This window comes from Shimia sp. R9_2 (genome assembly GCF_017743735.1).
GTDB lineage: Bacteria > Pseudomonadota > Alphaproteobacteria > Rhodobacterales > Rhodobacteraceae > Shimia.
The window spans coordinates 1-17,497 of sequence record NZ_JAGHRO010000013.1 but is presented as its reverse complement, the minus strand read 5'-3'; the positions used below and the strand labels follow the sequence as shown (position 1 = coordinate 17,497).

The 17,497-nt window shown below is 58.7% G+C and carries 13 protein-coding genes; 6 read left to right on the top strand and 7 right to left on the bottom strand.

Annotated elements, in window-relative coordinates:
* Positions 1 to 10: 10 nt before the first annotated feature.
* Together J7400_RS20230 and J7400_RS21290 are read right to left on the bottom strand one after the other, a co-directional pair.
* Positions 11 to 331, bottom strand: a complete 321-nt coding sequence (locus J7400_RS20230) for a c-type cytochrome (protein WP_209065924.1) — start codon at positions 329 to 331, stop codon at positions 11 to 13.
* A 564-nt stretch (positions 332 to 895) separates the two neighbouring features.
* Positions 896 to 2,464 carry a hypothetical protein gene (locus tag J7400_RS21290; RefSeq protein WP_247738949.1) on the bottom strand — a complete coding sequence of 523 codons (1,569 nt, stop codon included), beginning with the start codon at positions 2,462 to 2,464 and terminating at the stop codon, positions 896 to 898.
* 86 nt (positions 2,465 to 2,550) lie between these two features.
* Here J7400_RS21290 and lepA point away from each other — a divergent pair, with 86 nt between their 5' ends.
* Positions 2,551 to 4,353, top strand: a complete 1,803-nt coding sequence (gene lepA / locus J7400_RS20220; protein ID WP_209065955.1) for a translation elongation factor 4 — start codon at positions 2,551 to 2,553, stop codon at positions 4,351 to 4,353.
* Positions 4,354 to 4,633: 280 nt separating this feature from the next.
* Here the strand turns inward: lepA and J7400_RS20215 are convergent, their stop codons facing one another.
* Positions 4,634 to 5,815: a hypothetical protein gene (locus J7400_RS20215; RefSeq protein ID WP_209065923.1), complete on the bottom strand. Its 1,182-nt coding sequence runs from the start codon at positions 5,813 to 5,815 to the stop codon at positions 4,634 to 4,636.
* Positions 5,816 to 6,943: 1,128 nt separating this feature from the next.
* Between J7400_RS20215 and J7400_RS20210 the strand changes: the two genes are divergently transcribed.
* The 3 genes from J7400_RS20210 to J7400_RS20200 are packed head-to-tail and all read left to right on the top strand — an operon-like array spanning position 6,944 to position 9,235.
* Positions 6,944 to 7,213, top strand: coding sequence for a phosphopantetheine-binding protein (locus J7400_RS20210; RefSeq protein WP_209065922.1), 270 nt, complete (start codon positions 6,944 to 6,946; stop codon positions 7,211 to 7,213).
* 8 nt (positions 7,214 to 7,221) lie between these two features.
* Positions 7,222 to 8,454, top strand: a complete 1,233-nt coding sequence (locus J7400_RS20205) for a beta-ketoacyl-[acyl-carrier-protein] synthase family protein (RefSeq protein ID WP_209065921.1) — start codon at positions 7,222 to 7,224, stop codon at positions 8,452 to 8,454.
* Between the two features lie 10 nt (positions 8,455 to 8,464).
* A complete protein-coding gene (locus tag J7400_RS20200; RefSeq protein WP_209065919.1) occupies positions 8,465 to 9,235 on the top strand; it encodes a MaoC family dehydratase in 771 nt (256 codons plus the stop codon).
* A 119-nt stretch (positions 9,236 to 9,354) separates the two neighbouring features.
* Here J7400_RS20200 and J7400_RS20195 read toward each other — a convergent pair whose 3' ends face one another.
* A complete protein-coding gene (locus J7400_RS20195) occupies positions 9,355 to 9,744 on the bottom strand; it encodes a DUF3307 domain-containing protein (RefSeq protein WP_209065917.1) in 390 nt (129 codons plus the stop codon).
* Positions 9,745 to 10,093: 349 nt separating this feature from the next.
* Between J7400_RS20195 and J7400_RS20190 the strand changes: the two genes are divergently transcribed.
* Positions 10,094 to 13,120 (top strand): cyclic nucleotide-binding domain-containing protein, encoded by a 3,027-nt coding sequence (locus tag J7400_RS20190; RefSeq protein ID WP_209065915.1) that lies wholly within the window; start codon positions 10,094 to 10,096, stop codon positions 13,118 to 13,120.
* Positions 13,121 to 13,162: 42 nt separating this feature from the next.
* On the opposite strand, the gene J7400_RS20185 is transcribed toward J7400_RS20190, so the two are convergent.
* Together J7400_RS20185 and J7400_RS20180 are read right to left on the bottom strand one after the other, a co-directional pair.
* Positions 13,163 to 13,717, bottom strand: coding sequence for a hypothetical protein (locus J7400_RS20185; RefSeq protein WP_209065913.1), 555 nt, complete (start codon positions 13,715 to 13,717; stop codon positions 13,163 to 13,165).
* Positions 13,718 to 13,829: 112 nt separating this feature from the next.
* On the bottom strand, positions 13,830 to 14,702 hold the full coding sequence (locus J7400_RS20180; RefSeq protein WP_209065912.1) for a LysR family transcriptional regulator: 873 nt from the start codon (positions 14,700 to 14,702) through the stop codon (positions 13,830 to 13,832).
* A 95-nt stretch (positions 14,703 to 14,797) separates the two neighbouring features.
* On the opposite strand from J7400_RS20180, the gene J7400_RS20175 reads away from it, so the two are divergent.
* Positions 14,798 to 16,126 (top strand): aminotransferase class I/II-fold pyridoxal phosphate-dependent enzyme, encoded by a 1,329-nt coding sequence (locus tag J7400_RS20175; protein ID WP_209065911.1) that lies wholly within the window; start codon positions 14,798 to 14,800, stop codon positions 16,124 to 16,126.
* A gap of 130 nt (positions 16,127 to 16,256) precedes the next feature.
* On the opposite strand, the gene J7400_RS20170 is transcribed toward J7400_RS20175, so the two are convergent.
* Positions 16,257 to 17,153 (bottom strand): restriction endonuclease, encoded by an 897-nt coding sequence (locus J7400_RS20170; RefSeq protein ID WP_280638036.1) that lies wholly within the window; start codon positions 17,151 to 17,153, stop codon positions 16,257 to 16,259.
* Positions 17,154 to 17,497: the final 344 nt, after the last annotated feature.

Sequence of the window (17,497 nt, the reverse complement as noted above, 5' to 3'; positions counted from 1 at the left end):
AGACACCAAGTCACTCCAGCGAGGTGATGAAGTGGCTGATATTGGTGATGTCTTCGTCAGAGAGTTTCTTGGCATTGGGGGCCATCAAAGGTGTGTTGGGCCCGAATTTCTCCCCCGCGCGGTAGCGCGTGAGCCTGTCTGCCAGATACTCCGCAGACTGATCGCGCAGCGATGGATAGCTCGAAAGTCCTTTGGCCGTCGGTCCATGACAGCTGCGGCAGGTCTTTTTGTAGAGCTTTTCTCCGGCGGTGATATCAGCCTCCGCCGCCCAGCCCGCCCCGCTCAGCGCCGGGGCAAAAATCATCGCAACAACGATGGGTACATATCTCACGTCAGCATCCTCACTGATGGCATTCAGGCTTCAGTCAAAGTGCAATTGAGGCAGCTAACACTGATTTTGAAGATCGGGCAAGGGGAACCACGCGCAGCGGTGGCGGCATGGTGAGGGGGGAGGGGGCGGCGGTATGGCCTTGGGTGTGGTTGCTGTTGGGGGTGTTTTTTGGTGTTCGCCCGCAACCCTAACCCTTCCCCGGATCACCTGTGATCCGGATCGCACCCCGCTGACGGCAGGGCTTTGCAACGCAAAGTCCCGAGAGTGGCCCCGCCCCCCAGGGCGGGTGCGATTTTGCCATGGTTGAGTTAGACGAGACGTAGAGATTTGCGGATGTGGATATGCCAAACCGAAAGCCGCCCTCGGTGCCGGGTGCGATCCTCTGTTGCTACTCACCAACAGACGCCCCAACCAGCTCGGCCCCGCCGAGCCGCGCCCCACTGCCCGACAGGGCTTTGCCTCGCAAAGTCCCGAAAGGGACCCTCCCGTCAAACCGGAGGTTTGCCGCCGACAAAGTGTGAGGGCGCTTTCGCTTCCTCCCAGGGGCAGGCGCGGCTCTTAATTTTAGATGACACCCAGCACACGTAGACCAATTTCCACAATGCTATCTAAGTGCTTGAGAACGAAATGATGAACCGCAGCGCCACCCGCGCCGACAAATCCGATCAGTCTAAGCGTTTTTATTGTATCGCTATCAAAGACTTGAGCGCCCTTCTTCGTCAGTTCTGAAGTCGCCCCTAGCTTCACTCGCATTTTGGCAGAGCGCCCGAAAACTCTTGTGCTGGCGTCTGCGCCCGGAAGTCTTGGTGCACCAGATGGGAGGGGCAGCAATGCGTCGTTGATCAGCTCCGGAATGTCCTCGGCAAAATCCTCTGCCAGAGCGCCTTCGCTGATGGCTGACAGAACCGGCGCAGCATTTTCAAGAGTTTCGCGATCTTCAGCGCTCAGTTCCTGAATGGCGAGCTGCGCCAGTTGTTCGCGATTTGCCGCGACTTCAGGGTGGTTCGCCCGAATGCCGCGAACACCTTCCTCGACTGAGTTGAGGAGGGCGAGATTATCCCCGCTGTCCGGCAGTTCGCCCGTTTCGTACAGTTGTCGGCGAAGGCCCTTCGCCACAGATGTCAGCGTTAGCTCTGCTTGCTGAGGATCATTGCCATATCGCGTGACAACCCGCCGAATTTTTCGTGCTTCGCTTGAAGTTTCGGTGACGCCGTTGTGCCCAGCCATGGCGTCTTCCAAATCGTCAGAAATTTGCGTCAGTAAGGCTGACATCAAAGGCGCATTTTCGATCGGAGTAGGGATGGCGCGAAATTTGCCTGTGTCAGGGTTTAGGTCGATGGTTTCTGCAAGAGGAAGATGATCTGCGAGATAGCGGACTTGGATGCGTTCGATTTCATCAGCAACCGCCTCAGGGCCAGCTTCCCAGATGTCATCTGCGATCAAAGCAACGCGGCGTTGGAGCTCCCAGTTGAGTGGTTTGCCGTCGAGGAAACCTTGATACCACCGGCGCCAGAAAGAGAAAGCCGCAGACTTATTGTAGGCTCCATATGCTCGCAGGTTTTCTGAACTCTCAAATGGTCTCCCGAGGTCGTGCCAAAGTTTGGCTTCCAATGCATTTGTCTTACTTTGATTGCAATCTCGTAGTGCAACTTTGGCAATATGTTGAGCAGCCATGTCGTATTCGTCATTGGCACGATCTGCCAGTGTCCAGGCGCTTTGAAGTTCTTGCTCACGCGCGAAGCTCGCGAAACCAACGCCCATATCGTGAATTGCTTCCAGCTCTTCGGTTAAGTTTGGAAACAGCACCAGGCGTGCAACCTTAACGGGCGTGGCGTGTTCGAAAGGCATCATATCGTCGGAGAGAAGTATGTTTTCGCGCGTGAGTTTCAAAAGCTGTTTGAAGCCGCGAGGCGCTGCCTGGCGCAAGCAAAGACTCTGAATAAGAACGCGACATTGTGGCAGTAGATAGCGGGCGCTGATGTCTAGGCTTGAACTAGAGCTAGGGTTAAAAAGGTCTCGAAGCGCACAACGTAGCAGAACGGCTTCGCGCGTTTTTTGGTCTAGCGTGGCATATTGGGCATCAAATTCCCGGAAAATTTCATCAATGACGTCGATTGCAGCGTTGTCGTCCACTCAAATAGCCCTTTCCGCCAAATATCCCGCCCCGCACCCTACAGCGCTGCTTGACCAACACAAGATTCCGCATCATATCCCGCATCATGAGCACCGATCTGTCCAAAATCCGCAATTTCTCCATCGTGGCCCACATCGACCACGGTAAATCCACCCTTGCTGACCGCCTCATTCAGGAGACGGGCACGGTGGAAGACCGCGATATGAAAGAACAGCTGCTGGACAGCATGGACATTGAGCGCGAGCGCGGCATCACCATCAAAGCCAACACCGTGCGCATCGATTACAAGGCTGATGACGGCGAGACCTATGTTCTCAACCTCATCGACACCCCCGGCCACGTCGACTTCGCCTATGAGGTCTCCCGCTCCATGAAAGCGGTCGAAGGCTCGCTCTTGGTTGTGGACAGCACCCAGGGCGTGGAAGCGCAGACCCTGGCCAACGTCTACCAAGCCATTGAGGCCGATCACGAGCTGGTGCCTGTGCTCAACAAGATCGACCTGCCGGCCTCTGATTGTGACCGTGTGGCCGAACAGATCGAAGACGTGATCGGCATCGACGCAACCGGAGCGATTCAGGTCTCCGCCAAGACCGGCGTCGGCATCCACGAGACCCTTGAGGCCATCGTCAAAGACCTGCCCGCGCCAACCGGCAATCTGGATGCCCCGCTCAAAGCCATGCTGGTGGACAGCTGGTATGACGCCTACCTCGGCGTGATCGTTCTCGTGCGGATCATGGATGGCACCCTGAAAAAGGGCCAGCGCGTCAAATTCATGTCCAACGGCACCCTGCATTCGGTGGACCGCGTCGGCGTCTTCCGCCCGGAAATGCAGATGGTCGACAGCCTCGGCCCCGGCGAGATCGGCTTCCTGACCGCCTCGATCAAACAGGTGCGCGACACCCGCGTGGGCGACACAATCACCAATGACCGCCACGGCACCGAAGAGGCCCTGCCGGGCTTTAAGCCTGCGCAGCCGGTGGTCTTCTGTGGTCTCTTCCCGGTGGATTCAGCTGAGTTCGAAGACCTGCGCGACGCCATCGACAAGCTGGCGCTGAATGACGCGTCTTTCTCCTTTGAAATGGAAACCTCCGCCGCGCTGGGCTTTGGCTTCCGCTGCGGCTTCCTCGGCCTCCTGCACCTCGAAGTGATCCGCGACCGGATCGAGCGCGAATACAACATCGAGCTCATCACCACGGCGCCTTCCGTGATCTATCACGTCTACATGAAAGACGGCGAGAAGATCGAGCTGCACAACCCCGCCGACATGCCCGACATGTCCAAGGTCGACCACCTTGAGGAGCCGCGCATCAAGGCCACCATCCTGGTGCCGGACGAATACCTCGGCGACGTGCTCAAGCTCTGCCAGGACCGCCGCGGCATCCAGCTCGATCTCACCTACGCCGGCTCCCGCGCCATGTGCGTCTATGACCTGCCGCTCAACGAGGTGGTGTTTGACTTCTACGACCGTTTGAAATCGGTGACCAAAGGCTATGCGTCTTTTGACTACCAGATGGAGGACTACCGCGAAGACAACCTCGTGAAGATGTCCGTGCTGGTGAACGACGAGCCGGTGGACGCGCTCTCCATGATGGTGCACCGCGACAGGGCAGAGATGCGCGGACGGGCGATGTGTGAAAAACTCAAAACCCTGATCCCGCGCCACATGTTCAAGATCCCGATCCAAGCGGCCATCGGCGGCAAGGTCATCGCCCGTGAGACTTTGAGCGCGCTGCGCAAAGACGTGACCGCCAAATGTTACGGCGGCGACGCCACCCGGAAGCGCAAACTTCTGGACAAGCAGAAAGCCGGTAAGAAAAAGATGCGTCAGTTTGGTAAAGTGGATATCCCGCAGGAGGCGTTTATCTCAGCCTTGAAGATGGACGACTAGTCCATCTTTAAGCAGTGCGCGAAAGCGAACGGCGCAGCCTTCGCGTGCGCACCTCGGAATTTAAGGCACGCAACGCCGGCCAAGAACACAAAGGCCGCTCAACTGAGCGGCCTTTTCATTGTACCGTCCCGGCATCGCGTGCATCCTTCCCACGGTTCTCGCATGCAATAGAGCATACTTCTGCGATCTCATTCGCCTGAGTGTGTATTATTTCGGTCTGGTATTCATCTTCGATGGGATGGTTTTAGCGACGTGTTTAGACCCGATGCGCACAACACACTCAGTTATCGCCGATTGGGAAGTGAGTATTGTGCAGAGCGTTCGGTTGGACCATTCCATCTAAGAGCGTAATTAGGCTTGCGAGCTTTGATGAGGAACTGGAGTACCATTGGTTCATCGGACTTTCTGCTGCAAGGATCTTTTGCGCCGTTTGCAATTCTTGTGTTGCCAGCTGAATATCGCCGGCGAACCCCCGCCGCATGTAACTTTCAGATAAAAGGACATGTATGTAGGAAATTGGAGGTTCCTCTTCCGTTTCTCTCTTGGAAGCCGCCAAATGCAAGGCCTCTATGAAATCCGAATACCGTCTGTAGGTTTCAGTGGCATTCCACGCTTCTGCGAGCACGATATGCGGTGAGCGAGCGTCGACGTCCACTACCAAGTTGAGCAAGTTCTGATAAGTTGCTTCTCTTGCCTCATCCGTCTCACTAACAATACGGATTGAGTGTTTGACAGCGATAACGTCAGGCCGCGCAGGGTCGTTCGGCAAAGCGGCAGCTAACTCAAGCAAGGGGGCTTGCATGTGAACGCTCCGCATATCTTGAATAAAGTTAAACCAGACGTCTGGAGAAACTTCCGCGATTTTGTCGGGAGATCTCGCGAAATCTCTAACTCGAGAAACAACGCCTATGCGCCAGTTTTTGTCCAAAAGCGAGCCAGCAAAAACTTCGTCCGCATGAAGACTGTTTGCGGTGAGCTTGTTGAATGCTGAAGCTTCGTGCAATTGAAAAAACTGGTCTCGAAGCTGGATCTCCTGTGAAATGCGTTTCACTTCGCCTTCAATGTCTTCCAATTCGCTGACTTGAAGTACGTTGTCGATATCGCCCATTCTTTCCTTGTACCCCTCAAGAAGGGCGTTGTATTCGGCAATATTTTCTTCGCTTTGTCGCACAAACTCATAGAAACTTGCCAGTTCTTGGCTTGTGACCAGCGTTTCATCCAATATGTGTTGTTTAAGCTTCTGGTCCATGCTGGTTGAAAGTCGCGTTTCAATATCCTTTATGGACGAGTATCCAAAAAAAGATAGTGCGGCACCTATAGCAAAGAAGGCTGCCGCGCCATACTTGACCATTTCCTCAAGTGGGCGCCGGCTTGCCGCTTCGATTTGCAGCTCCTTAAGATCTGCTTCGATTTCAGAGATTTTGAATTTTTGTTCAATGACATTGGGGGTAGGTCCAGGCATTTGGCTCACCATTTACTTGTAAACATACTAATAATGAGTGGTAGGCTATCCCTACGCCGTGACTCTAGCGTGAGCGCGCCGTGATTTTTGTGAACTGGACCTTTTGATTGGAGAATATGGTTCGCACTTGTCGCGGTGAGCGGGACATATAGATTTTGTCATTGGCCGCTCACCCCACAAAATAATTCCATCCTCCCCCAAAACCCCCGCATCGCTGACCTTTCCAAACCCATCCCCAACCTATCCACAGGAAACCCACAGGCTTGCCCCGCGCCTTACCCCCAGCGCGCGCCTCTCAAACGCCCGTTTTTCCTTGCCAAACCGCCCCCTCAGGGCGCAGCATCCTTCTCAACGCAAGGGGTCGCAACGATCCGGCGCGGGACGCTGAGGTCTTCCGGGGCCCGGTAGGGGAAGGGGCCGAGACATCGGCGTTTCAACTGCCACCACTCGGCCCGGATCGCCTGCCACACTGGCTGAGACTCTTTGCGTATGGCTCCTCTCACGACCCCACGGGGATCACGGGGCGGAGCATTGTGACGAGGGACGCAGGCAGGACGGCGGCAAACGCCTGAGCGTAGGCTGGCAGTGGGGTGCTTTTTATCAGAAAAGCACAGCCTCTGTTGGTAGGGGGGAGCGGATCTCTGCTTTGGGCCTCGGCCCGCGTGCCGATATCCGTATCCCGCAGCACCGATCATTTGCCATGGGGCTCAGCTCTATGAGCCGTTTCGGCGAACCCCTTCTGGGGCCATGCTTGGTTGGCGCGCACCGAATGGCGGTGCTGGGATCTGGGGCGCTCTTTTTCGGGCGGCCTGCTGTCTCATCAGCGCGCGTTCAAGGAAGGCGTCAGAGACGCGAGGGGCGGGGCGTTGTGTCCATTTCCCTCCTGTGTCTGGCGCCTTTTTCTTGGCTGCACCCCGCTGTGCCGCGTCACCAAAACGCGCCAGCATTCTCTCTTCGCTATGCCTCTCCCATAGGCACGTGAGACCCACGCGATACAGACAGCGGATTTGCGCCCTTTTGCGGCGATCTTCGGCTGGATGTTTTGCGGCAGGCCACCTAAAGTCTCTCTCAAGGCCCTGCGGGTAGCGGGGGAATTGACCAAAAGACTTTACGACTGGAAGGACGCTGATGAGCACCGATCGCGAGACGCTGACGCGGGAACTACTGGAGATGGTGGCTGAAGAGGGCATGGTGGATGCCTCCGAAATCACACCGGAGCGCCCGCTGGAAGAGCTGGACATCCAGTCTGCGGATTTTGTGATGATCCTCATGGCGATCGAAGAGAAATACGGCGCTTATGTCTCGGTCGACAATGAGTTGACCGATGTTGTGACCGTGCAGGATCTGCTGGATCTGGCGATCTCCAAAATCGAAGCGCACCAAGCTGAGGAGGCGTGAGCCACCCCATGGCGCGACCTGCTTCTACCCGAGTTGTCGTCACCGGCCTCGGCGCCGTTTCCGCATGTGGCATCGGTGCGGATGCACTGATTGAGGCCACGCAATCCGGCACCTCCGGTGTCAAACCGATCAGCTTTGAGGCGCTCGACATTCAGCGCGTCAAAACCGCAGGCAAGATTGCCGACAGTGATCTGGCCGAAATCCTCGGCGAAACGCCCCACCGCATGCGTGAGCCCGTCGCCGAATATGCGCTGGCCGCCGCGCGTGAGGCGGTGGCGCAGGCGGGCCTCACAGAGGCGCATTTCGGGGAGAATTGCGGCGTCTCCATCGGCTCAGGCTTTGGCGGCGCGCAAACTTTGGACCGCAACTATCTGAAATTTGGCGCAGAAGGCTCCATGCGGCTTGATCCCATGGCGGTGCCCAAGATCATGAACAACGCCGCCGCCAGCTGGGTTTCCATGGAGTTTGGCGCCACCGGCCCGGCGCTCTGTCTGGCAACCGCCTGTTCCTCAGCCAGCCAGTCCATCGGCATGGGCATGCAGATGATTGCCTCCGGCCAAGTGGAGCGCTGCCTTGTGGGCGGCTCAGAAGCCTGTCTTGAGGCCGGCGTGTTCCGCGTCTGGGAGCTTTTGCGGGTGATGACCGCAGATCTCAACCGCCCCTTCAGCAAAGACCGCAATGGCATGATCCTGGGCGAAGGCGCGGGTGTGCTGGTGCTGGAAAGCCTTGAGGCCGCAGAGGCGCGTGGCGCGACCATTCTCTGCGAACTCAGCGGTTTTGGCACTAACTCAGACGCCGGTGACCTGTTGCGCCCCAATCCCGAGCGCGCCTCGGCCTGCATGCGCATGGCGCTGCGTCAGGCCGGGCTGGATGCGCGCGACATCGGCTATGTGAACGCCCATGGCACGGGCACGGTGGCCAATGACGTGAACGAGGTCTCTGCCCTGCGCGCGGTGTTTGGCGACACGCTTGAGGGTGTTGAGATCTCCTCGACCAAACCGGTGCATGGCCACGCGCTTGGCGCGGCCGGTGCGCTGGAGCTGATCGTCGCCATCGGCGCGCTTTTGCGCCAATCGGCCCCGCCGACGCTGAACTTCACCGAGGTTGATCCCAAAATCGGGCTGGAGCCTGTGCCCAACGCGGCCAAGGCGACACCGCTGAAGGCGGTCATGTCCAACTCGCTCGCCTTTGGCGGCATCAACGCAACGCTGATTGCCGAGGCCTTTGCAGCCGATGTCTAAGGACACAGCGGTGACAACCCTGACGCTGGAGCGCGGTGTGGACGCGACGCAGGAGGCGGCGCTGGCCGCGCTTCTGGCGGAACTCGCAGGCGCGCCGCAGTCGCTGCCAGCTCCGATCACCGGCAAAGTCCTACTGCTTGGAGATCCGGCGCTTTGGGAGGTGAAAGCTGCCCTGCGCGCGCCCACCGGCACCTATGCGGTGCAGGAAAGCCAGAGCTTTCTGGGCTGTCAGACCGCCCGTGTTGAGGCCGGTCACAAGATTGTCCTACATCAGGAGCGCAGCGAAGCCGCCGCAAGCTTCCGCTTTGGCCTCAATGACAGCGGCGCGCAGATGGAAACCCGGGTGAAGTTTCTCACCGCACCCCAGATCCGCGAGATGCGCCCGCCAAGCTTTGCTGAACGCATGGCCCCGCCACAGGCAGAGACAACGTCTCTGGCCCCTTTGAGCCCGCAGGCCGTTTCGCGCTATCTCGCACTGGCCCATGACGACAACCCGATCCACACCGATGATGTGATGGCCAAAGTGGCCGGATTTGACGGCGCCATTGTGCCGGGCATGTTGTTCTGCGCCATGGCCGAAGCGCTCTGTCTGCGTGCGGCAACCGGCCTGCATGTATCTGATGTGCGCGCGCGTTTCCTCTCAGCCGCACGTGTGGGCGCATCAGTGCGCTGTATCCTGTCGCCCTTTGCCGGGGCTGCGACACAAAAGGCGCGGGTGTTTGTGGTGGGAGAGGCCGATCAGATGCACGCCATCATCGACGTGTTTGCCGCCAAAGCCTGATCCTTACGCGCATTTTTACGCTCTGCGCTTTCGAGCAGCGATTTGTAGAAAGAAGTGTGTCGCGCACAGGTGGACTTGAGACGGGCGTTCCGACTCACGGGGCAGTCTTAGGGGCAGTCTCAGGCGGTGAGGCAGGCGAAATAGGCCCAGCTCATCACAAGATAGGTCAGCTGGTGCAGCGCCTGATCAAACCCCATGGCATACCAATACATCGGTTGCTCAGGGGTCAGCCCGCGATCCACAGAGAATCGCGCCTTGCCCCAATCAATGTGAAAATGGACGATGAACTCGGCCAGAACCATCCAGAAAATCACCATCGGGCTGGAGCCAAACAGAGCCAGCACCACAACCGAGAAAACAGCGTGAATGCCCGCGTGCTGCGCCCGGCCCATATGCCAGTAACGCTCGCGCCCCATGATCATCTTGGCGTTCTGCAAAAAGAAGTCCGCCACCAGATGTTTGATCTGAAACGCAGCGACCAGCAAAAGTATGGTCGTGATTTGGTCCATAGACCTAAGCCCCATGATGTATTTGACTTTCTGAGACTAGACTCAGAATTCAGCTACCGCAAACCCATGTTTTGTGCCTATATCATTTCCCGACCAAAGTGGTCCGCCAAAAACGTGGATCTCAGCCTTTGCCGGCGCATGGCGTGACCTGTTGAGGTTTCGCGCGCGCTGCCTTGTCTGATGCTTCAAGTTAAAGGCAGATGCATTAAGAAACCGTTTGAACACAGGGTGGATGCATTGATAGCATCTGCTGAAAGTCCGGGTTTCGGCCCGTTGCCTAAGACCGGGAGTTGAGGTCATAGAACGCTCGCTATTTTCGTTCATCTGGAAATTCTCAAAGCGCGACCAGATGGTGCTTCTGGCGCTGACGGCCTGTTTGTTTCCTCTGCAGTTCCTGACGCTGGAGCTGCCCAAGCGGATCATCAACGACGCGATTGACGCGGATCAGGATTTCATCGACGTGCTCGATTTTGAGATGACACAGGAAAACTTCCTGATCATGCTCAGCCTCCTGTTCCTGCTCTCGGTGCTGTTTCACGGCCTGATGAAAATGCGCATCAACACCATGAAAGGTGTGCTCTCTGAGCGGATGCTGCGCCGCTACCGCTTCACGCTGATCTCGCGCATCACGCGCTTTCCGCAGCCCTACCTGCGGCGCACCTCGCAGGGTGAGCTGGTGTCGATGATCACCGCAGAATCCGAGCCGCTGGGCGGCATGATGGGCGATGCCATCAGCCTGCCGGTGATGCAGGCGGGGCAGATGATCACCATTCTGACCTTCCTGTTCTTGCAAAACATCTGGTTCGGCTTTGCCGCGATTGCGCTCATTCCCGTGCAGGCCTGGCTCATTCCCAAGCTGCAGCGCCAGATCAACCTGCTGAACAAGGACCGCATCCAACAGGTGCGCAAGCTTGCAGCAGAGATCGGCGAAACGGCGGCGGGTGCGCCGGAGCTGCGCGTGAACGGTGGCTGGCGCTTCCGCATGGCACAGACCACACGCCGTCTGGGCACGCTCTTCCTGATCCGCCTGTCGATCTACAAGAAGAAATTCTTCATGAAGTTCCTCAACAACTTCATCACCCAGCTGACGCCGTTTTTCTTCTACCTCGTTGGGGGGCTTCTGGTGATCCGGGGGCAGGTGACCCTTGGCGCACTTGTGGCTGCCTTGGCCGCCTACAAAGACCTGTCTTCTCCTTGGAAAGAGCTGCTGAACTACTACAACCGCGTGGCGGATCTGTCGCTGCGCTGGCATCTGATCGGTGACCGCTTTGATCCAAGCGGCATGGTGGATGAAGCGCTGATTGAGGGCGAGCCTGAAGAGATCCCACGCCTGACCGGCGCAATCGCGCTGGATAAGGTCTATGTGCGCGATCACGATGGCGGCACCGTGCTGGAAAACATCACCGCAACCGTGCCGCAGGGCACGGTGATGGGCATTCGCTCACAAGACGCCGAAGAACGCCGCGCACTGGCGGAGCTCTTCACCCGAGAAATCCTGCCGATGAGCGGCAGCCTCTCTATTGGCGGGCAAAAGCTCAGCGATCTGCACCAGCGCGTGATCGCCTCCCGCATCGGCTATGCCGATCCGTCGCCCTATGTCTTTGAAGGCACCTTTGGCGACAACGTGATGATGCCGCTCAAACGCGCACCGCTTTCGGAACGTCCCGATCCGCAGGGCGAAGGCGAAGACCGCAAGCGCGCCTATGAAAGCCGCCGCACCGGCAACAGCACGGACCGCCTCTTTGCCGATTGGGTGGATCCAAATCTGGCCGATCTTGCGGATGAGGACGCGGTGCACGGCTTCTGGGTCCAGCTGATGGACGCAACAGGCGCGGGCAACGCGCTGTTCCGGCGCGGTCTGGATCAGGTCTTCAACGAAGAGGATCACGCGGAACTGGCGCAAACACTGGTCAGCCTGCGCCCCAAAATTCAGGAGGCGCTGGCCAAGGCCGGGCTTGAGAAAGCCTACTACCGCTTTGATCCGGACGCCTATAACCCCGCCATGCCTGTGGCGGCGAACCTGTTCTTTGCCACACCGCTGCGCGAAGTTCAGGAGCCCGACCCCGAAGAGGTCATGGGCTTCCTTGATCTGCTGCATGAGCTGGGCATCGAGGAGGGCATCCTGCGCATGTCGCAGGAAGTGATCGAGATGCTGAACCAGACCTTTGGTGTGGACGGCACGGATCACCCGCTGTTCCAGCAGCTTGGCCTGAACGCTGAGGTCTTCACCCGCAATGTAGAGCTGGTCGGCAAAAGCCGCGAGGTGGGGCTTTCGGAAATGGCACGTGAGGAACTGGGCCAGATGCTCAACCTGCCGTTCTCCGTGTCAGCAGAGCGCATTGGACCGGGCTTTGGCGACGAGCTGAAGCAGACCATTCTGGAGCTGCGCCACAATGAGGCGGAGAAGCTCGCGGAATGGATGACCGCTTTCCTCGCGCCCCTGGATGAAACCCGCTACGCGCCGGGTCTGACGGTTCTGGAGAATGCGATCTACGGCAAACTCTCGGCCTCCGCCGGTGGCCGCGGCGAGCAGCTGCGCGATATCGTGTCCCAGATCCTCAGCGATGCGGGCGTGAAAGACGAGGTGGCCGAGCTGCTCTTTGCGGTGCCAACCGGTATCGGCGGCACCAATCTGCCCGGCGCCTTTGCCGAGCCGCTGGCGATCAGCCGCGCCGCGATCAAAAAGCCCGACCTGCTGATCCTCAACCGCTGTCTGGCGTCTTATGAGGAAGGGCAGGCGGCCAAGATCATCGAAAGCCTGCGCAGCCTTCTGCCCACCACCACCATGGTGTTTCTGGAAGAAGAGTTTGAGGATCAGGACAGCTTTGACATGCTGCTCGAGCTGGAGCACGGCCGCCTGAAAGACGGCGAGGCGGTGGACATTGAAGACACCGAAAACGCCGCCAGCGCCGACCTGCGTCGCAAGATGCGTGCGCTCACCTCTGCCGACATGTTTGCCGGCCTGTCCCGCCGCCAGATGCGCCTTCTGGCCTTTGGTGCGCAGTGGCATCAGGAAAAGGCGGGCGATTATGTCTTCCATCAGGGTGACGATCCGGCCGATGGCGCCTATCTGATCCTTGAAGGCACCGCCGGGCTTGGCTTTCACACACCGGACGGGGAGTCCCATGAGGTCGCCGAGGCCGGTGCGGGCACACTGGTGGGCGAGTTGGCGCTGTTGCGCAAAGAAAAGCGCGCGCTGGATATGTACGCCAAGACCGATATGGAAATGCTGCGCCTTGGGGAAACCGAGTTTATGGCCGTGGTCGAAAACGACGCCTCAACCGCCTTCCGCATCCTGCAGACTGTGTCCGGCTATGTCGGCGCGCTGAGCCGCCGTCAGGAACAATCTGAGACGCAGGATCAGGACGAGAGCTAAGAAACAGCGGTCGCAGGCCCGCGCCTGTGACCGACCCCGCGCTCAGGCGCGGGCATGGGACACCACCCGCACCTGCTTTGCCTCGCTGTCCCACCAAAGCCGCCAGCTGCCCTGCGCGCCGGATTTGTTTTTGACCAGATCCCATTGGTGCATCACCGCGATATGGGGATCAAACACCGGCCTGCACCGCCATCGGGTCTCCGCCGCATTGCTGCCCATCCCCTCAGAGATCAGCGCCAGCCCCGTGCATTTGCCCTCCCGCGCGGCGAGTTGCAGCCGCCGCCCCTGCGTCAGGGTCACCTCCTTGCTGAGCTCCACCACCACCAGCGCAACCGCGCCGGAGCGCAGCGCATCCTCCGCCACGCCAAGGGCCTGCGCATGATCCTTGGTCTTGCAGAGATACAGCTCCGCCGGATCGATAAACGCCTTAAACCCGTTGGGATCGAGCCGGTCCCGCCGCCAGCGGTCGCGCACCCAGATGATGGTCCCGCGACAGTGATGACCCAACACAAAGGCAAACACCGGCCCGCCAGGGCCGAAGGCTTCATGCACACGGCCTTTGGCCAGAGGGGGAGGGGGCGGCAAAGAATCTGTCATGCCGCCAATATAAGACAATGAGAACAAAAATAGAACATTTGAGGTGGCAGGAAATGTAATGGCCTGCCCGAAACCCGCCCCACAGTGCGCCCCAGAGCGAGATTGGAAGCCCTTAGCCCGACAACACAGCCACAATCTCCGCCGTTTCCGCCCGCCGCCGCGCGGGATGCGGTTGCGCGATCAACAGCGACCGACCGGTGGGGCAGGGCGTTTCCTCAACCGCCACCAACGCGCCGGATGCCACAGCCTCCTCGATCAGACAGAGATGCCCCATCAGCACACCGGCCCCCGCCTTGGCCTCTTCCATCGCCAGACTGTAGAGGGAAAACCGCGGCCCGCCTTTGCTTTGGGACACCTCGGCTCCGCTATGCGCGGCCCAAAGCGCCCAATCCTCCTCCCATGTCTGGTCATGCAGATGGGTCACCGCAGTCAGATCCTCTTTGGCCTCAGGCAACAGCGTCGGCGCACAGACCGGCAGGATCGCATCGGCGCAAACCGCAATCTGATCTGCGGCCCCATCCGGCACCCCGAAAAAGATCGACAGGTCAAACATCTCCCGCGCAAGGCTTGGCGGGGTTTCCATGGCCGTGACCGAAAAGGTGATTTCCGGAAACTGCGCCCGCACCTGCCGCAACCGCTTGGGCAGCCAGAGCTGCGCGACCGCAGGCAATGCGGCAATATGAAAATCGGGATTGGGCGTGAGATTGCGCAGCGCCCGCGCCGCATCGGCAAGCTGGTCAAAGGCGGCGGTGAAATCTGCCACCAGCGCTTGCCCCTCTGCCGTCAGCGCCACACCTTGGGCATTGCGTAAAAACAGCGGCGTGCCCGCCCAGCCTTCCAATGTCTTGATGTGCTGCGAAATCGCCCCGGGCGTCACATTCAGCTCTTCTGCGGCAGCGACAAAACTCACATGCCGCGCCGCCGCCTCAAAGGCGCGCATGGCATTTAACGGAGGGCCCTTGGGCCGTTTGGGCGCAACACTCATCTTATAGCCTTAGTTTTTCTACGCCAAGAAATATCAATTCTGTTTTGCGAAGTCACCTGCGCACGGCCAGACTGCCCAAAACAGGAGAGCGATCAATGACCCTCGCACAAAGAGACTGGGTGCCCGCCACCAGCGAAACCTTGGTACAGCGTATTGCGCAGCAGACCACGGCAGCCACGTCTGACACACTTCTGGCGCGCATCGAACAACTGGCCGAGCAAAACCGCCAGATCCATGAGCAGGAGTGTTTCAATCTCAATCCGGCCACCAATGTCATGAACCCCAAGGCCGAGGCGCTTCTCTCCTCCGGCATCGGTTCGCGCCCCTCGCTGGGCTATCCGGGGGACAAATATGAAATGGGGCTGGAAGCAATCGAGGAAATCGAGGTGATTGCGGCCACCCTCTGTGCCGAGGTGTTTGATGCGCGCTTTGCCGAGGTGCGGGTGGCGTCAGGAGCCATGGCCAATCTCTATGGCTTCATGGCGATCTGCCAGCCCGGCGACACCATCATTGCGCCGCCTGCCTCCATCGGCGGGCATGTGACCCACCATATGGCGGGCTGCGCCGGGCTGTTTGGCCTGCGCATCATAGAGGCGCCGGTCAATGCCGATGGCTATACCGTCGATCTGGACGGGCTGCGCGCGCTGGCCTTGGCCGAGCGGCCCCGGCTGATCACCCTCGGGGGCAGCCTCAACCTCTTTGAACACCCCGTGGCCGAAGTGCGCAGCATCGCAGATGAGGTGGGGGCCAAGCTGCTGTTTGACGCGGCCCATCAATGCGGCATCATCGCTGGGCGGGCGTGGTCCAATCCGCTGAAGGCCGGCGCGCATCTCATGACCATGAGCACCTACAAAAGCCTTGGTGGCCCGGCCGGTGGTCTGATCGTGAGTGATGATGCCGAGATCGCTCAACGTCTGGACGCCATCGCCTTTCCCGGCATGACCGCCAATTTTGACGCCGCCAAAACCGCCGCGCTGGCGGTGACCATGCTGGATTGGAAAGACTGCGGTGCCGCCTATGCCGCAGAGATGATCGCCATGGCGCAGGCTTTGGCGGATGAGCTGGCAGGGCTGGGGCTGCCGGTGTTCTCAGGTCCGGCCGCCGATGGCCCTGCAAAGTTCACCCAGTCGCACCAGTTCGCCATAGAGGCTGCAGCCTTTGGCGGAGGGCAGGCCGCCTCCAAACAACTGCGCAAGGCGGGGTTCCTCGCCTGCGGCATCGGCCTGCCGATTGCCGAGGTTGCGGGAGACATGAACGGCCTGCGCATCGGCACCCCCGAGCTTGTCCGCTGGGGCATGACCTCGGCCGACGCCCCCCGCCTCGCCTCTCTGATCACACAAGGCCTACAGGGAGCACCAGTCGCCGCCGAAGTCGCAGACTGGCGCCACAGCTTTGACACCGTGCATTTTGTGACGGGCGGGTAGGGGGCCTCCGGGGGGGCTATCCTCTCTATAGGCGAGCTGCCCATCAAGGTTGCTGTAAGGAGATATTGGCTTGCGCTTATGATCAAATCTCAGCGCAAGCGGTATCACGTGGCTTGACGTCACTAGTTGGTCAAGTCGTGACTTCCTCGAAGTAGCCTTCATCAATCTGTTTGATGTGCAAAACTTCTTTTTCACGGCACCCAACATTGTACTTGATCATCAACTTGGCGAGCTGCGCGCCGTTGATCAACACAATCCGTGTTCCCAAATCCTTCGCGGTTTGCTGAGCCGCGTTGCTGAATTGCGAGGTTGTAACAAAGATTCCTTTGGAGGCTTTCTTGAGGCTGAGTGCTCCGAAGAAATCGCGTATTTCCGCCGGGCCAACACTGTTCGTCGCGCCATAGCGTTTGGCCTGTAAATAGATCTGGTCAACGCCTAGAGGGTCCTGATCAATGACGCCGTCTACACCGTTGTCACCGGATTGGCCTAAGGCGCGCCCCGCGTCCTCTGACGTGCCGCCGTATCCCATGGCAATGAACAGATCTACAATCAGTTGCTCAAAGAATGCTGGAGACGAAGATCGGACGGCTTCCAATAGGGATGCCGCAAGAGCGTTGTCCAATTTTTGATGTGCCGCCTGCAGGTCTTCGTCAGGTGTATAGGCGAGCGTATCGTTTTCGGTTTCTGCTTGTGTGATTTCGTCATTCTCTTTGGTGCGTGACCTAAAGTCTTGGAACTCGGTGAACTGCATTAGATATTTTACGTCCAAGGAAATCGAAGGATCTTCGAGTGCCAACTTGCCGCGCTCAGTCAGTTCGTACCATCCACGTCGGATGTTCCTAACCAATCCGGCCTGTTTCAGGTAAGAGCGTGCCCAATGCACCCTGTTTGCGATGGTTGTCTGCTTGCCACTCGGTAGAAGTTGTCGCCGCTCGTCGCCGCTCAGATCAAAGTGATCTGAGATATCGTCGACGACGTCCGAGATCATTCTGGGTTCATTGCGGGCACACTCTAGCACGGGGCGCATCAGGGTTTGGTAGTCAGGTATCATTTAGTTTCACCGGTTCGCAGCGATCCAAAGATCTGAAATTTACACCGAAAACTTTTAGCGGGAGTCCTGGAGAAGGAAACATCTTTTGCGGCAGTGGGCGCGGTGCCAGCCCCCCCGTTGCGGATTCTGCGTCTTTGCGTTCGTTGGCTCTTACAGTCCGATTATTCCACCTCTGCGAAACGTATGCGTTACTGACGCGATACCGACGTTTGTGTTTGGCGTTGCGTGGTGTGTTTCGGGAGATCGTCCTCATTTTGTGGCGAGTCTTTGACTGACTCTCTGCCGAGTCCCTCACGAGTCTGTGGGTTATTCTGTGGATA

What these genes read in the sequence shown, in the direction of transcription:
- lepA (WP_209065955.1), top strand. Translation starts at nt 2,551, where the DNA reads ATGAGCACCGATCTGTCCAAAATCCGCAATTTCTCCATCGTGGCCCAC.
- J7400_RS20215 (WP_209065923.1), bottom strand. Translation starts at nt 5,815, where the DNA reads ATGCCTGGACCTACCCCCAATGTCATTGAACAAAAATTCAAAATCTCT.
- J7400_RS20210 (WP_209065922.1), top strand. Translation starts at nt 6,944, where the DNA reads ATGAGCACCGATCGCGAGACGCTGACGCGGGAACTACTGGAGATGGTG.
- J7400_RS20205 (WP_209065921.1), top strand. Translation starts at nt 7,222, where the DNA reads ATGGCGCGACCTGCTTCTACCCGAGTTGTCGTCACCGGCCTCGGCGCC.
- J7400_RS20195 (WP_209065917.1), bottom strand. Translation starts at nt 9,744, where the DNA reads ATGGACCAAATCACGACCATACTTTTGCTGGTCGCTGCGTTTCAGATC.
- J7400_RS20190 (WP_209065915.1), top strand. Translation starts at nt 10,094, where the DNA reads ATGGTGCTTCTGGCGCTGACGGCCTGTTTGTTTCCTCTGCAGTTCCTG.
- J7400_RS20185 (WP_209065913.1), bottom strand. Translation starts at nt 13,717, where the DNA reads ATGACAGATTCTTTGCCGCCCCCTCCCCCTCTGGCCAAAGGCCGTGTG.
- J7400_RS20180 (WP_209065912.1), bottom strand. Translation starts at nt 14,702, where the DNA reads ATGAGTGTTGCGCCCAAACGGCCCAAGGGCCCTCCGTTAAATGCCATG.
- J7400_RS20175 (WP_209065911.1), top strand. Translation starts at nt 14,798, where the DNA reads ATGACCCTCGCACAAAGAGACTGGGTGCCCGCCACCAGCGAAACCTTG.
- J7400_RS20170 (WP_280638036.1), bottom strand. Translation starts at nt 17,153, where the DNA reads ATGCGCCCCGTGCTAGAGTGTGCCCGCAATGAACCCAGAATGATCTCG.